We start from the raw sequence: 16,413 nt of genomic DNA on the forward strand, positions 1-16,413 counted from the left end.
ATAAAGTACAAACCATTAATAACAGATACAATGGAAATGGAAGAGAATAAGGAGTACGGGCGAGAAAGGGACGAGATTTTCTCAAAAGCTGTTAGAGCAGGGAAAAGAACATACTTTTTTGATGTTAAATCGACACGCAAAAACGATTATTACTTAACTATCACAGAGAGTAAGAAACGATTTGATCCAGATGGCGGACACTCTTTCGAAAAGCACAAGCTTTTTCTTTACAAAGAAGATTTTGAAAAGTTCAGAGAGGGATTAGATGAAGTATTTAATTATATCCAAGAAAACCTTAGTGACGAGACTTCTGAAAAACCATCAGCAGAAAATAGCGACGATAATTTTTTAAACGTCGATTTTGAAGATCTCGACAAATAGTTAATCAGCATTTAGGTATGTCTGAATATTATATTGGGGCTCATGTTAGCGCATCGGGAGGCGTTGAAAATGCACCACTTAATGCACACAGTATAGGAGCTAACGCTTTTGCTCTATTTACTAAAAATCAAAGACAGTGGGTTGCTAAACCCTTAGAACAAAGCAGTATTTCTAGGTTTAAAGAGTATTGCAAGCAATATAACTTCGACAAAAATCAGATTTTACCCCACGACAGTTATTTAATAAACCTGGGACATCCTAAAGCAGAAAATCTTAACAAGTCGCGTGAAGCATTTATTGATGAGATGGTTAGGTGCGAACAACTTGGGCTAAAAAAACTTAATTTCCACCCCGGCAGTCATTTGAACGAAATATCAGAGGAAGAGTCGTTAAAACTCGTAGCAGAGAGCATTAATATTGCTTTAAAGCAAACGAAAGGGGTAACGGCTGTTATAGAAAATACTGCGGGACAAGGAACAAACTTAGGCTATACGTTTGAACATCTTGCACTTATTATCCAAAACGTTGAGGATAAGGATAGGGTAGGAGTTTGCATTGATACGTGTCATGCCTTTACTGCCGGTTATGACCTGCTTAGTCCTGAGGGTTGGGATAATACGTGGAGTGATTTTGAGCGTATTATCGGGTTTGATAAGCTATGTGGAATGCACCTTAACGACACGAAAAAGGAGCTTGGCAGTCGCGTTGATAGACATGCCCCGTTAGGCGAAGGCTTTCTCGGTCTCGAACCGTTTAAACGAATTATGAGAGATAGTAGATTTAAAGATATACCTTTGATACTTGAAACCCCCGAAGATGACCGTTGGGAGAGCGAAATAAAACTGTTAAGGTCGTTTATTAAATAGTTATAAAAATCTTTTATTTATACATACAAACTGTTTTGTATAAATAAAAATTAATAATCAGTTAGTTTTTAAACGCTGTAATTTGTGAATCACCGTTTAATAGTTCTGAAAAAGTCTTTTATTATGGCAAAAAATCTATTTAAAGATAAACTGTGTTGGATATCTGGAGCTTCGTCTGGAATAGGAGAGGCATTGGCTATTGAGCTTTCAAAGCAAGGAGCCAAGTTAGTTTTGTCGTCAAGCAGACCCGAAAAATTGGAGAGAGTCGCTAACGAGTGTTTAAATCACACTGACTATTGTAAAATGCTCGCTTTTGACCTATCACAACCTGCTGAAGTTGAAAAATCGGCAAAAGAGTTTTTACACCTATACGGAACCCCGTTTCTTTTGATACATAACGGTGGGATAAGTCAACGTTCGATGATTTCAGAGACATCAATGGAGTTACACCGAAAAATAATGGAGATAGACTTTTTCTCTTATGTTGCGATAACTAAAATCGTACTCCCCAAAATGATTGAAGCAAAAGAGGGATATATTGCTGCAACAAGCAGTATATCAGGTAAATTCGGTTTCCCGATGCGTTCGGCGTATGCTTCGGCAAAACACGCAATACAAGGTTTTTTCGAAACATTGCGTATAGAGATGTCGGAGCATAATATCTCTGTTACAGTTGCTTATCCCGGTAGAGTTAGAACAAATATCTCTTTTAATGCACTAAAAGCCGACGGTACTCCTCACGGAGTTTTAGATCCGGGGCAGGCTGGAGGAATATCTTCCGAAAAATGTGCAAAAAAATATATCAAGGCAATATCAAAAAAGAGAGCTGAAGTGTTAATCGGTGGAAAAGAGCTACTTATGGTACATATAAAACGTTTTTTTCCTTGTCTCTTTTTCAGAATCGTTAAAAAAATCAAGCCAACGTAGAAACAAAAGAATAGGTTAAACATATAATCGTAACATAATGAATAAAACACTCAAACCAACCAATTACCCAGCTTTATATACACTTGTTGGTGTGTTCTTTTTTTGGGGATTTATTGCAGCGTCAAATGGCGTACTTATACCATTTTGTAAATCACGGTTCGAACTGTCTCAGTTTCAAAGCCAGTTGATTGATTCGGCGTTTTATTTTGCCTATTACATAGGAGCGTTTTTGCTGTTCCTCTTTTCAGTTGCAGGCAAGAAAGACTTTTTGAACTCATGGGGTTTCAAGAACGGAATAGTTTATGGTTTGATGATATCGGTTGTTGGAGCGTTTATGATGTTCCCGGCATTAGCAACAAGTAGCTTTGCCTTTATTCTTGCATCACTATTTATAATAGGACTTGGATTTTCGTTGCAACAAACAGCTGGGAATCCCTTAGCCATCGCTCTTGGAGATGAATCTACAGGTGCAACAAGGTTAAATCTTGCAGGAGGAGTTAATTCATTTGGAACAACTATCGGTCCCGTTATTTTTGCTCTGGCACTACTTGGCACAACACATTTAGATGAAAGTAAAATCCCGGGGTTAAGTTTGTCGTCAGTGCAGTGGTTATATGTTGCTGTTGGTTTTGCATTTTTGATAGCAGGATTACTATTCAAATTCTCGAAAAAAATTCCCAATGAAAAAAACAATGAACCAATTGAGAATGAGGTGAAAGCAACATGGCTATTGAGTATTATTACCGTAATCTTAATTGCTGTTCTTGGATTTATTTTCGCGCAATATACAGGAAGCGATACGCAACAAGATACAAAAACAGCACTTTATCTAACATTAATAGGTATAGCAGCACTTGTAATTGGTCTTGGGATAGCAACTGTTAATTCAAGGAAAAACCCGAATGGGTGGGGAGCTTTAAAATATCCACAATTGGTTTTTGGAATGTTTGCAATTTTCACATATGTAGGAGTTGAAGTTACGATACAAAGCAACTTGGGAGAGTATTTGAAACATGTTGATTTCGCAAGATTTTTACCCAGTAGTCCAAATACAAGTTTTGAGGAGTTTAAATCGTTACTTGCTGGCAATCAGGTCGAAGGTTTTTGGACATCAATGACCCCAATGCTTATATCACTCTACTGGGGCAGCTTGATGATTGGGCGATGGGCAGGGGCTGTTTCAGCGTTTAACCTTTCATCTAAAACTAAAAAATTTGCCATGATAATTGTTCCTTATATCGCATTTTTGGTGATTTTGGGTTCAAACTGGGTAGCAGGAGTTTCTGCAGATAGTTTAAGGTTAATTTTACCCTATGCAGCAGTTATTTTAATCCAAATCTTTGGATTTTATTTAGGACAAGATAAGCCTGCTAAAACGCTTTTTATCTTCGGTATCCTAGGTGTATTGGCAATGATTGTAGGAATGTACACCACGGGCATCGTTTCTGTTTTTGCTTTCGTTAGTGGCGGATTGTTCTGTTCGGTAATGTGGCCCGTAATATTCTCACTATCGCTGTATGGGTTGGGTAAGTTTACATCGCAAGGCTCAGCTTTCTTAGTAATGATGATACTTGGAGGAGCATTTTTACCTCCATTACAAGGAAAGATTGCAGACCTTTCAAATATTTCGCTTTCGTATTGGGTACCGGCAATAGGCTTTGTTTATTTGCTTCTGTTTGCAGTTTTGGTAAAAAGGTTCTTGCGTAAACAAAATATCACTGTATAAAATTAATTTTATAATACTGTATATCTATTGCAATATCAAACACATACAACTACTTGTGTTTAAAAAATGATCTAATGCCAAGAACAATTTATTCAAATAGTTATTCCTTTGGACTAAAATTTGATAATGTGTTTTTTTAAAATAAAACAATAAAGATTAGTTTAATAAAAATAGAATTATGAGAAGATTTTTAGTTTTATCATTCATTTTGTCATTCGGATTGACGAATGCACTTACAGCTCAGGTTACTGAAGCAGAAGCTGAGTTAAAAGCTCAAAGCAAAGATACAGTCGAAGGTTGGAAAACCGGAGGAGTTCTTGGAGTTAACTTTTCACAAACAGCACTTGTGAATTGGGCGGCAGGAGGACAAAGTTCAATGTCTCTTAACGGCATTTTTAGTGTTTTTGCAAACTATAAAAGAGGTAAAAACGTATGGGACAACTCACTTGACTTGGGTTATGGAGTTTTACAACAAGAGGATGTGAAATATGCGAAAAAAACTGATGACAAGGTTGACCTCCTTTCTAAATATGGACGTAGAGCATATAAAAATTTTTACTATTCGTCACTTTTGAACTTTAAAACACAAATGGCTACAGGGTACAACTATCCTACAGATAGTACCAGAGACAAAGTATCAGACTTTTTTGCTCCTGCCTATTTAATAGGTGCAATTGGTATGGATTATAAACCAGATAATCATTTGAGTATTTTTGCAGCACCCATTACCACTAAATTCGTTTTTGTAAATGATACAGTCCTTTCAAATGCTGGCGCTTTTGGTGTTGAGAAAGGTAAAGCATATAGGGGAGAATTTGGTGGATATATCAGAGCTATATACTCTAAAAATGATTTCGAGCATGTGCTTTTGAAAAACATTTCGTTTACAACAAAACTTGACCTCTTTTCAAATTATTTAGAAAATCCTGAAAATATTGTTGTAAACTGGGAAACATTAATTGCCCTAAAAATCAACAAGTATATAAACGTTAATATCAATACCCTTCTAATTTACGACGACAAAATCAACATCGGTAAAGACGAAAACAGTGATGGTATAATAGAGCCCAGTGAAATGAAACCAAGAGTACAATTCAAAGAGCTTTTGGGTGTAGGATTGTCAATTAAGTTTTAAAACTATATAAGCATTAAATTAATAGTAAGACAATGAAATTTTTAAAAGATTTTAAAGCATTTGCCCTAAAAGGCAATGTTATAGATATGGCAGTGGGTATTATAATAGGAGCTGCCTTTGGTAAAATAGTTACATCTCTTGTAAACGATATTATCATGCCACCCCTGGGGTTACTTATTGGTGGCGTTAATTTCTCTGACCTTAAGGTGGTTATGAAAGAAGCAACAGAAGTTGCACCTGCAGTTACTTTAAATTATGGGCAGTTTATACAGGTTGTGTTTGATTTTTTGATTGTTGCAGTAGCAATATTTATGCTTATTAGAGTAATTAGTGTAGCAAAACGCAAACATGAAGAGAAAGCTGAAGCAACACCAGCACCAGCTCCTGAACCATCAAATGAAGAAAAACTACTTGAAGAGATTAGAGATATTTTGAAAAACAGATAGAGATGAGTTTTTAAAGTTAAAAGAGATGGAATACGTTCCCTCTCTTTTTTCTTATTGCTTTCAAGCAATAATCCAAATCAGGGAAAATATAAACGTATGAATACAAAAATTTCAATCTTACTTTCAGCTATTTTATTTAGCTTACATGTAATTGGACAAGAGAATACCAATAAATTCGATTTTAGGTTAGGAGCTGGAATCTCATTGCAGGGAACTGGCGATATGATAACGTTCAACTATGAAAACGAGGTAAACTATCAGCTAAATCGATACCTTGCAAGTTCGATATCAATAAATTTAGGGCGAAGCAATTATGGGGTTTTTGAGACATCCTCTTTTGTTCAAGGTAATTTGAATATTTTTATTTCCCCATTTAAAAACAACAAACAATTTGACTTCAGGCTAGGAATAGGAATAACATATTACAATGTTAATGATGCCTACATTTTTTCAGAACTTTGGGTCAATGGGGTATTGATAGATGCGGACTACGAGTTTGACAATCGTAACTCATTGGGATTTAACCTAATAATTGAAAACACCTATTTACTTACAGATAAGTTTATGGTTGGTTTAAAACTATTCACTCAACCATATCTAAATGGCGATATTAATTCAGGGGCTATGCTAAAACTTGGATTGAAAATATAATAACAGTCATAAACTACTTTGTTTGCAAATATGTATAGCAACTCAAAGATAATTTGTTTCGATGCAGACGATACTCTTTGGATTAATGAACCTATTTTCCGAGAATCAGAAAAACGGTTACATGAGGTTGTAAGGGAATATATATCAGAGTCTGAGCTGAACAAAGTGCTGTTTCAAATAGAGACGCAAAACATGGAGCTATACGGATACGGAGCAAAAGCGTTTATTCTTTCACTTATAGAAACAGCTTTAAAAGTATCGAATAACAGAGTAGCAGCTGTACAAATTCAGCAAATTATAGATATTGGCAAGCTACATCTTAATAGCCCTGTTACTCTTATTGACGGTGTGGAAAAAGTGCTAAGCGCCTTATATTCAAACTACAGACTTATATTAGCAACTAAAGGTGATTTGTTGGAACAGGAGCGCAAACTTGAAAAATCGGGTTTGGCAAAATATTTCCACCATATTGAAATAATGACAGAAAAAAATCCGGAAAACTATATCAAGCTATTGAAAAATTTAGATGTTAAAGCCAGTGAATTTGTTATGATAGGTAACTCATTAAGGTCTGATATTCTGCCAGTCGTTGAAATAGGAGGAATGGCGATATATGTCCCTTACGAGATTACGTGGCAACACGAAAAGGTTACCGGTGAAATTGATTCTACGTTGTTTGTTCAAGTTGAGAAAATAAGCGATATCCTTCCATATTTTTCAATTAGCAATTAATCTGTGTCAATCCGTTTAATCTATGTGTTCTGTGTTCCAAAAATCCGAAATCCCCACTAAGTTTTATCATCAAACGCAAACTGGTACAAAGAAAGGGTGCCACCAAAACCATTCAGTAGCACCCTCCCATATTTAACCTAACCTAATAAAAACTACTTAATTAACTTCTTCATTATTGCATCCTTGTCAAGCTTTTTAGTACAGAAGAACCAGTCTTTGCAGTCAAGGTTTTTATCTTCTATCCTTGCTTTTGCAACGCCGCACGAACCGGCTGTAGGAACAATAACATCGTCTCCCGGTCGCCAATCTGCCGGAGTAGCAATTTCAAACTCATCAGCTGTTTGTAGTGCAACTACTATGCGGTAAATCTCATCGAAATTACGTCCCGTGCTAATTGGATAATAAAGAATAGTTCTTATTATACCCTTTGGGTCGATAATGAAAACAGCACGAACTGCCTTGGTGTCGCTTTGACCCGGCATTATCATACCGTATTTTTTCGACACATCCATTGTAATGTCTTCAATAAGAGGGAATTTAACCTCGATGTTTTTCATACCGTTGAATTCAATTTTTTCTTGAATTGTGCGTAGCCAAGCGATATGGCTATATAGTCCGTCAACTGAAAGACCTAATAGTTTAGTATTCAACTTGTTAAACTTCTCTTCCATCGAAGCAAAAGTAATAAACTCAGATGTACAAACAGGTGTAAAGTCAGCCGGATGGCTAAACAGTATTACCCAGTTCCCATGATAATCTTTCGGGAAGTTAATCTCTCCTTGAGTTGTTATTGCTTTAAACTCTGGTGCTTTATCGCCAATACGTGGCATCGAAAATACTTGATTGTTTTCCATAATAATCTGTTTTTTAATTGTTTATATTTATTTATTTTTATTGCTAAAGTTTTTCTTTAAAGGTACCTGATATCTGAAGGTTTATCTCTTTTATATCCCAACCTTCGATAGGTTTTTTGAAAAAATACTCTTTCAGTAAATTGTCCAACTCTATGTCGAAATAGTTATCTATCCTCTCGCTTTTATCACAATATATGTGATGGTGGCACTCTGTTATGACATCGTATCGAACAAAATCCTTTTCGGTTTTGATTTTTTTAACTATGCCTTTTTCGGCAAAAGTTTCGAGTGTGTTGTATATCGTGCCCAATGCAATGTTTGGATAATTTTTATGAACATGTTCTTTAATTGTTTCTACTGTTGGATGATTTTTTAACTCAATCAACGATTCCAAAATTTTTAGTCGTTGAGGCGTTATCTTCAATCCACTATTATGTAATATTTCATTTAAATTAGAACTCATATTAAATAGGAATTATTCTTATATAATAACAATTATTGTGCCAAATCGTTTAAAAAACGAAAAATAATTTCAGCCACCAAAAGCGGTAACTGAATGAGGTAGAAGTGTGTTTAGTCTAAATTTACAACCAGGAAGTTTGTAATAACTAACTGATAATTAGTAAATTGACTGATAATTATTAATTGCTAAATGTCAACGCAATTGAGTATGTTTTGAATAACATATCTGAACCGTTCGCGGATGTCAATATCAATACTTTCGCCTTTTTCCGTTTTAACAGCTATTGATTTAATGGGTAATTGCCTGATAATGCTGTGTTGTTCAGGACTAATATCATAAATCAACATTGATGAAACCGAGATGATTGTTGATGAACCTTGTTCGTTTTCTGGTAGCGGTCGTGGCATTATTTGAAGAGTAGAATTATCGCTAAAAGTGAAAGTTATGGGTAGTTTGTCACTTACTATAAAGTTACCGTATCGGGAATAACGCATTTTAAGATATTTTTTCTCTCCAATGCACTGAGCTTTAAAATAAAGAGGTTGTCCATTTAGTCTGCCTACCATTAAATCTTCAGTTCGCTTCACAAAAACTCCTGTTATAGGGTCCACTTGGTTTACCTCTAAGGCACAGTTTTGAGCATTTGCAGATGTTATAGCTAGAAGGAGTCCAATAGTTATTAAAGTATGTAGATTGAAAAAAGTTTTCTTAATTTGCATGGTATTATCAATTAATGTTTGCTGTGCAATTAGTAGTAATTTATTCTGCAAATATTTTAATATGAGCTACTGAAACAATGTTTTTACAAAATATCGGACTAAAATACACTATTTTTGCGAATTGTATGGTAGTTTTTTTGTATAATTTTTTAATAACAATACAATGGATGTTGTAATATAAATGAAAGATGCTACATCTACTCTGTCAATCATGAAACGAACATGACGGTCAAAATCTGATAAACATTAAACATAACTATAAACGTATGAATTTAAAAAACTTAGTTTTAGTAGTCATTATCTTATTTGCTTGTGGATGTGGAACATCGCTCGATCCAACAAATATCCCCACACAATTTGAACTGTCGGGAGGAACAAGAACGTCAAATTATGAACAAACAATAGAATTTTGCGAAAAAGTTGCACAAATTTCCCCTAAGATACGTTTTATCTCTATTGGTAAAACACCTCAAGGGCGACAAATACCAATGTTGATAATTGACCAAAAAGAAAACTTTACTCCCACAAAAGTCCATAATTCTGGCAATGCCGTACTGATGATTCAGGCAAATATACACGCCGGAGAGCCTGACGGAAACGATGCCGGAATGTTGTTAATTAAACGTATGATAGCTGAAAAATCATATCCACACAATATAACTATACTATTTTTGCCCGTGGTAAATCCCGATGGTCTTGCTCGTTTCGGAGCATATAATCGCATAAATCAGAATGGACCGAAGGAGGTGGGGTGGCGTACAACAGCACAAAATCTAAACTTAAATAGAGATTTTGTCAAAGCAGATGCTCCCGAAATGCAATATTGGCTTAAAATGTACAACACTTGGATGCCCGATTTTTTTATAGATTGTCATGTGACTGACGGTGCAGATTATCAATACGTTATAACATATGTAATGGAAATATTAGGCAACATGAATCCTGAGCAAACCAAATGGCAAAAAAATTATCTTAACCATATCACACCAATAATGGAAGAAGCAGGATTTCCGATATTTCCGTACGTATCGTTTAGGAATTGGCATGACCCACGAAGCGGTTTATATTCACGACCCGCGCCACCAATTATGTCCAACGGCTATTCTGCAATACAAAATCGTGTGGGACTGTTGGCTGAAGCGCATTCATTAAAGCCTTATGCTACAAGAGTTTATGCTATGTTAAAACTATTCGAGGAGACTATTGCTTATATCGAAGCAGACAGCAAAAACCTGATTAAACTCGGAAAAGAAGCCGACAAACAGATTGAAATGCTTGCAATAAATGGTGACAGCATACCACTTACATACAAGTTTACAGAAACTTATGATTTTGTTGATTTTCATGGGGTTAAATACGATAAGGTAGAAAGCGATCTAACAGGAGGTGATTGGTTTATTTATCACTCCGATAAGCCCACTACTTTTCGTTTGCCCTATCTAAAAAGAGTTGAAGCAGATATGTGGGCAAAAATACCTTCTGCATTTATTTTAGGTCCCGAATGGGGTTTTATCAAACAACGATTAGATTGCCACAAAATAAATTATTACAGGTTAACCCAAGATGTTGAGTTAGAGACTCAAACGTGGTGTTGTGCAAATCCTAAATGGGCAAAAATGCCTACAGAAGGTAGAATTATGTTAGACTCGGTCGATATAGAGAAAATAAATGTAAAAGGGAAATGGATTGCCGGAAGTATTGTTATACCAATGAATCAACGTAGAGCGCGTTTGATTATGAGTATGTTCTATCCAAATTCCTCCGACTCTTTTCTGCGAAACGGAAGCCTGAACGTAATTTTTGAACAAAAGGAGTATTTCGAAACATATGTAATGGAGGTCAAAGCTCGTGAAATGCTAGATACAGTTCCGGGATTAAGGAAGCAGTTTGAACAGTGGAAGAGCGAACAAAACAGAGAGCTAACAAATTACGAGCAATTAGAATGGTTTTATAATCAAACACCGTATAGCGACAGCAAAAGATTTATTTATCCAATTAGCGAAATAAGTGAAGAGCAATTACAACAGTTGAGAAAAATATGGAAATAAAAGTATAACAACAAAAAACTATATTTGCCTTAAAATCATTGATATACAGTTCCTGTAAGTTTACTTGTCCACTTTGCCTTTACTGTCAATGCGCATTTGTCTTATTTTTACATATTTTTGAAATGTGGTACTGGCGTTAACCTTGCAAATAAGGTAACCGTAAAAGCCATCTAAAAACCCAAGTTTGATAATGTAATCGCGGAAAAATCTCCATTTCGGATAAAGCCATATTTTGAATATTGTACTCCGCTTTCCTCGTTCAAATCCGGCTTTTGCAGCTATGTTGGAATAGTTGTCAGAACGTCTTGAGTGCTCTGCTATAGAACTATATGAATAGTGCAGAAGGTCTCCTTTCAGAAAAACCTGCTTTGCATTAGGTTCGAGCATATACTTGTCGTGAGGATTCACTCCTCCCCACTTTCCTTTACGGCTGTCCCACAGTCGCAATTTCCTATCGGGATACCAGCCACAGTGTCTTATCCATTTCCCACAATAGTTGGTCAGGCGATTAAAGTAATATCCATCGGCTTGCCAATTCTCTTTAACGGCTTTAATTGACTGTTCCAATTCGGGGCTAAGCACTTCGTCAGCATCTAACGATAATATATGTGGATAAGTTGCATATGTAATAGCTCGGTTTTTTTGTTCGATATGACCATCGAACGGGTGTTGAAAGAAGCTAGCACCATGTTGCAGACAAATTTCCTCTGTTTTATCGGTTGAAAAACTATCAAGTACGACAATCTCATCTGCAATATTTTTAACAGATTCTAAGCATCTCCCAATATTTTTCTCTTCATTGAAAGTAATTATTACAACTGAAATTGGAGTCATCTCTTTTTTCATATGTTAAAATTCTCAGTTTCTCACAAATATAAGTAAAAGCGAAAAATGTACAAACTTATTGCTGTTCTTATGTTGCTTGTATTATCTAATTTTATTATATTGTAGCTCTTTGTTGGGCTAAAATGATATAAACCAACAACTTCAAAAAACAATTATAAACAATCGGAAAAACTAACAAAGTCATCAAAAAAAATGATTAACTTGCAGCCCGATTTCTCTAAAAATTAAGAGAAATAAATTGGATATTGGGTAAACAATAAAAACAATATATTATGGCAAAAGTCATTGCATTAGCAAATCAAAAAGGTGGAGTAGGAAAAACAACTACAGCAATAAATCTTGCAGCAAGTTTAGCAGCATTAGAGAAAAGGGTTCTTTTGATTGATGCAGACCCGCAAGCAAATGCGACGTCAGGGCTCGGCTACGACGCAAGAGACGTTAAATCAAGTATATACGAATGCATTATTAATGCTGTAGATCCGGTCAGCACCATGCTAGATACTGAAATTGAGGGATTGAAATTAATTCCTTCAAATATTGACCTTGTTGGAGCAGAAATCGAGATACTTCAACTGCCGAACCGTGAATATTTGATGAAAAATGCTATTAGTAAGCTTCGCAACAATTTCGATTATGTATTGATAGACTGTTCTCCATCGTTAGGATTGATTACTTTAAATGCACTTACTGCTGCCGATTCGGTTATAATACCTGTGCAATGCGAATATTTTGCGTTAGAAGGATTAGGAAAACTTTTAAATACAATTAAAATCGTTCAGTCAAAACTTAATGTTGAGCTAGAAATAGAAGGGTTTTTATTGACCATGTATGATTCACGTTTACGACTTGGTAATCAGATTGTTGAGGAGGTTCGTAACCATTTTGAAAACATGGTATTTGAAACTATTATTCAAAGAAACGTTAAGCTAAGTGAGGCACCAAGTTACGGTAAACCCATTTTGCTTTACGATGCTAATAGCAATGGCTCTCTAAACTATTTGAATTTGGCTAAAGAGCTAATCGCTAAGAATGAAAATGTATAACATGTAATTCAAAATATTACAATATAATTAGTATAAAATGTGTGCGAAAAAGAGTGCTTTAGGGCGTGGTTTAGGGGCACTAATTGAGGAGGCTCCCAGAGCTCAAAAACCTGTTCAAAATAGTGCCGTTGTTGAAATATCCCTTGATCTTATAGATGTAAACCCGTATCAACCCAGAACAACATTTGACGAAGAGTCTTTAAATGATTTGGCATCTTCAATAAAGGAACTTGGTATTATTCAGCCAATTACTGTTCGTAAAACCGAAAACGGACGTTATCAAATCATTTCGGGTGAGAGACGTACACGTGGAGCACGTCTTGCAGGTTTAGAAACTATTCCCGCCTACGTTAGAGAAGCGGATGACCAAGGCATGTTGGAAATGGCTTTGGTTGAAAATATTCAAAGACAGGACTTAGATGCTATTGAAATAGCTATATCATACCAAAGACTGATTGAGGAGTGTAACTTAACTCAAGAGTCGCTAAGTGAACGAGTAGGTAAAAGTCGCCAAACTATAGGAAACCATCTGAGACTTCTACGTTTGCCAGCCGAAATACAAAAAGGAATACGTTTTGGCGTTATTTCAATGGGTCATGCACGTACTCTTATTACTATTGAAGACCTTGAACTACAGTTGAAAATTTTTGAAGAAATTATCACTAAAGAGCTATCAGTTAGACAAGTAGAGGATCGAATAAAAGAGATAAAAGGCAACATTAAGGGTTTAAAATCTAAAGATTCAAAGCAAAAAGAGAAACCTCAAAGCGAATTGGTTGAAGAGTACGAGAAACTTCAAAAATCTCTAACAGGTCGCTTCCAATCTCCTGTGGAGTTAAAAAGAAACACAAGTGGTAAAGGGAAAATAATCATTCATTTCCGGAACAACACTGAATTTGAGCGTATTTTAGGAATGTTTGAAAATCTAAACCCATAACTTTGAAGTGATAAGCAGGATTGCCATAGTTATTTTGGCTTTTATTTTATCAGTAAATAAAGCGTTTAGCCTGAGCAATACAACTTCTGAGCAACCCGATACGGGAAAAGTTTCACAAAAACGACCACTTATTGCAACAGGATTATCAGTAGTCTTGCCGGGAGCGGGACAAATTTACAATAAGCAATATTGGAAACCTCCTCTGTTTTGGGCAAGCATGGCTGGGGGTGCATATTTGTACCATAGCCAGCATAAACTATACAAGTCGTTCAGTAATGCTTATGATTTGAAAAGCAACTATTTAAAAAATCCCACATTATCAAGTGATCCATATCCGCAACACAGTTTAGAGTATCTGGAAACCTGGCGTAATAGACATAAACTGTTGCGAAATTTGGGTTTGTTCACACTGGGAGCAAGCTATATGGTAAATGTTGTAGATGCTTATGCTTCGGCACAAACTCATCATAATCCACGTGCTGCAACATTTATGTCGGCACTTTTGCCCGGCTCGGGACAGATATATAACCGAAAATATTGGAAATTACCAATTATTTACGGAGGTTTTGGAGCCTTGATTTACTTTTCACAAGTAAATCACAAGTATTTTTTGAAGTACAGGGATATGTATGAGCAAAAAATTGCTTCACAAAACAATGCTGAGATACCAGACCCGGAACCGTTAGCATCGCCAGAAGCTATTTTGCGTGAACGCGAGTACTGGAGGAGAAACCGAGATTTAAACTATATAGGCATAGGATTGCTTTATGTTTTAAATGTTATTGACGCAAATGTTGACGCTCACTTGGCTGAGTTTGATGTAAGCGATGACTTGTCCATGAAAATATCGCCAACAATTGCACCTTACAGCATTATGAATGCAAGTACAAGCAAAGCGACTGGCTACTACGGAGCAACTGTTTCTATAAGATTTTAAGCAGTTTGTCATAATTTATAAGAATATTACTTATAAATCGTTAATTTTGAGCCTTATACTTTTAATACCAATCGTAAGTAAATCAAATTTTAAATGATACATACATTTTTGCTAATAGCCACTACTGTTTTATTCGGAAATAGTAGTATTAGTCACGACGATACCGTCAGAAGTGAACAACTATTTATAGAACAGCAACTTATGCGCGATTACGATAGTCTTTTGATGTCGTTTTATGTGCAAAAATCGCTAGAGGATACAGTTTGCTCGGTTGGCGACACCCTGTTTGTCTCAGAAACAGCTATGGATACAACAAATATTGTGGTTGACTTGAATGACAGCACAATAATGAGGCAAATGTCTGAAATGCAAGTGCTTTTCGATGTTTCTTATAATCACATAGTTAAGGCATATATAAAAGTCTATTCTGAAAAAAAACGTGAATTGACAGAAACCGTTATGGGGTTGTCTGAATATTATTTTCCCTTTTTTGAAAGTCAACTTGACGCCGCAAATTTACCACTTGAATTAAAATATCTTGCAGTAATAGAGTCAGCCCTTAATCCTCGCGCTGTTTCACGAGCCGGTGCAACAGGACTATGGCAGTTTATGTACGCAACAGGAAGATATATGGGGTTAGAAATTAACTCGTTTGTAGATGACAGACGCGATGTTACTCAATCGACCAAAGCAGCAATAAAATATCTAAAACAGCTATACTCAATTTATGGCGATTGGACATTAGCTTTAGCTGCATACAATTGCGGTCCAGGAAATGTCAATAAGGCAATCAGACGTTCGGGAGGTCGCACAAATTATTGGGAAATATATTATCGCCTGCCACGTGAAACTCGTAACTATGTGCCAGGATTTATTGCAGCAATGTACGTGATGGAGCATGCTGAGGATTATAACCTTATACCCAAAAAGATCAATATGCCGACGTTAACAGATACAATTGTTATTCATAAACAGTTGCATTTAGAGCAAGTTTCTAAAGTTCTCAATATCCCTTTAAGTCAATTACGAGATTTGAATCCACAATACAGACGAGATATAATTCCAGCGACAACTAGCAAGAAATATCCGTTAAGATTGCCCTATGAATATGCACCTCGGTTTATCGACAATCAAGACTCTATTTTTAAGTATAATGATACGATCTACTTTAATCCGAATATACTTGTAGCAGCACCTGTTAGTAGTAGCTACAATGGTGCTCCTCCTTCAAAAAATCATAAAGCGCTCTATTACACAGTTGCTTACGGTGATAATTTAGGATATATTTCAAATTGGTTTGATGTAAGGTTGAGTGATTTGCGTGATTGGAATAATATATACAAAAATCGTATTCGGGCAGGTCAACGCTTGTTGATATACGTGCCATCATCGAAATATAGTTATTACGATGAGTTTAATAAACTCGATTTTGCTGCAAAGCAAAAAAGAAAGGGTATTGTAGTTAATACGGATAAAACTACAGAAAAAACTGATACTCAAAGCGATACATCTGGAAAATACCTTTACTACACTCTAAAAAAAGGCGACACCTTGTGGGAAATTGCAAAAAAATATGAAGGTGTAACAGATCGTGATTTATTGCGTATCAATGGGTTAACTGATGGAAAAAGTTTAAAACCAGGTCAGCAGATAAAAATTAAAAGATTAGACTAACAGAAGAATATTTAACTCTTCGTAACAC

General features: G+C 35.7%; 17 protein-coding genes. 13 read left to right on the top strand and 4 right to left on the bottom strand.

Annotation, left to right across the window (positions count from 1 at the left end; genetic code table 11):
• Positions 1-36: 36 nt before the first annotated feature.
• The 8 genes from GX311_05890 (at position 37) to GX311_05925 (ending at position 6,864) form a co-directional block, all read left to right on the top strand.
• Positions 37-381, top strand: coding sequence for a PUR family DNA/RNA-binding protein (locus GX311_05890; protein ID NLK15913.1), 345 nt, complete (start codon positions 37-39; stop codon positions 379-381).
• Positions 382-398: 17 nt separating this feature from the next.
• Entirely contained in the window at positions 399-1,247 is an 849-nt protein-coding gene (gene nfo, locus GX311_05895) for a deoxyribonuclease IV (protein NLK15914.1), read from the top strand.
• 123 nt (positions 1,248-1,370) lie between these two features.
• Positions 1,371-2,174: an SDR family NAD(P)-dependent oxidoreductase gene (locus tag GX311_05900; protein NLK15915.1), complete on the top strand. Its 804-nt coding sequence runs from the start codon at positions 1,371-1,373 to the stop codon at positions 2,172-2,174.
• Positions 2,175-2,211: 37 nt separating this feature from the next.
• Positions 2,212-3,900, top strand: coding sequence for a sugar MFS transporter (locus GX311_05905; GenBank protein NLK15916.1), 1,689 nt, complete (start codon positions 2,212-2,214; stop codon positions 3,898-3,900).
• A 178-nt stretch (positions 3,901-4,078) separates the two neighbouring features.
• A complete protein-coding gene (locus GX311_05910) occupies positions 4,079-5,035 on the top strand; it encodes a DUF3078 domain-containing protein (protein NLK15917.1) in 957 nt (318 codons plus the stop codon).
• Positions 5,036-5,067: 32 nt separating this feature from the next.
• Complete coding sequence (gene mscL, locus GX311_05915) at positions 5,068-5,481, top strand: large-conductance mechanosensitive channel protein MscL (GenBank protein NLK15918.1); 414 nt, start codon at positions 5,068-5,070, stop codon at positions 5,479-5,481.
• Positions 5,482-5,577: 96 nt separating this feature from the next.
• The gene (locus GX311_05920; protein NLK15919.1) at positions 5,578-6,132 is read left to right on the top strand and encodes a hypothetical protein; all 555 of its coding nucleotides are present in this window, start codon (positions 5,578-5,580) and stop codon (positions 6,130-6,132) included.
• Positions 6,133-6,162: 30 nt separating this feature from the next.
• Entirely contained in the window at positions 6,163-6,864 is a 702-nt protein-coding gene (locus GX311_05925; GenBank protein NLK15920.1) for an HAD family hydrolase, read from the top strand.
• A 152-nt stretch (positions 6,865-7,016) separates the two neighbouring features.
• Here the strand turns inward: GX311_05925 and GX311_05930 are convergent, their stop codons facing one another.
• The 3 genes from GX311_05930 to GX311_05940 form a co-directional block, all read right to left on the bottom strand.
• Positions 7,017-7,718 (bottom strand): peroxiredoxin, encoded by a 702-nt coding sequence (locus tag GX311_05930; protein ID NLK15921.1) that lies wholly within the window; start codon positions 7,716-7,718, stop codon positions 7,017-7,019.
• Positions 7,719-7,761: 43 nt separating this feature from the next.
• Positions 7,762-8,181: a transcriptional repressor gene (locus GX311_05935; GenBank protein NLK15922.1), complete on the bottom strand. Its 420-nt coding sequence runs from the start codon at positions 8,179-8,181 to the stop codon at positions 7,762-7,764.
• A gap of 185 nt (positions 8,182-8,366) precedes the next feature.
• On the bottom strand, positions 8,367-8,900 hold the full coding sequence (locus GX311_05940) for a hypothetical protein (protein NLK15923.1): 534 nt from the start codon (positions 8,898-8,900) through the stop codon (positions 8,367-8,369).
• A 266-nt stretch (positions 8,901-9,166) separates the two neighbouring features.
• On the opposite strand from GX311_05940, the gene GX311_05945 reads away from it, so the two are divergent.
• The gene (locus GX311_05945; GenBank protein NLK15924.1) at positions 9,167-10,948 is read left to right on the top strand and encodes a hypothetical protein; all 1,782 of its coding nucleotides are present in this window, start codon (positions 9,167-9,169) and stop codon (positions 10,946-10,948) included.
• 60 nt (positions 10,949-11,008) lie between these two features.
• Here the strand turns inward: GX311_05945 and GX311_05950 are convergent, their stop codons facing one another.
• Complete coding sequence (locus GX311_05950; protein NLK15925.1) at positions 11,009-11,782, bottom strand: glycosyltransferase family 2 protein; 774 nt, start codon at positions 11,780-11,782, stop codon at positions 11,009-11,011.
• Positions 11,783-12,066: 284 nt separating this feature from the next.
• Here GX311_05950 and GX311_05955 point away from each other — a divergent pair, with 284 nt between their 5' ends.
• The 4 genes from GX311_05955 (at position 12,067) to GX311_05970 (ending at position 16,385) form a co-directional block, all read left to right on the top strand.
• Positions 12,067-12,837, top strand: coding sequence for a ParA family protein (locus tag GX311_05955; GenBank protein ID NLK15926.1), 771 nt, complete (start codon positions 12,067-12,069; stop codon positions 12,835-12,837).
• 37 nt (positions 12,838-12,874) lie between these two features.
• Positions 12,875-13,774, top strand: a complete 900-nt coding sequence (locus GX311_05960; protein ID NLK15927.1) for a ParB/RepB/Spo0J family partition protein — start codon at positions 12,875-12,877, stop codon at positions 13,772-13,774.
• 7 nt (positions 13,775-13,781) lie between these two features.
• Positions 13,782-14,711, top strand: a complete 930-nt coding sequence (locus GX311_05965; protein ID NLK15928.1) for a hypothetical protein — start codon at positions 13,782-13,784, stop codon at positions 14,709-14,711.
• A 93-nt stretch (positions 14,712-14,804) separates the two neighbouring features.
• Complete coding sequence (locus GX311_05970) at positions 14,805-16,385, top strand: transglycosylase SLT domain-containing protein (GenBank protein NLK15929.1); 1,581 nt, start codon at positions 14,805-14,807, stop codon at positions 16,383-16,385.
• Positions 16,386-16,413 lie beyond the last annotated feature (28 nt).

The sequence above is a fragment of the Bacteroidales bacterium genome (assembly GCA_012519055.1).
Taxonomy (GTDB): Bacteria; Bacteroidota; Bacteroidia; order Bacteroidales; family Salinivirgaceae; genus JAAYQU01.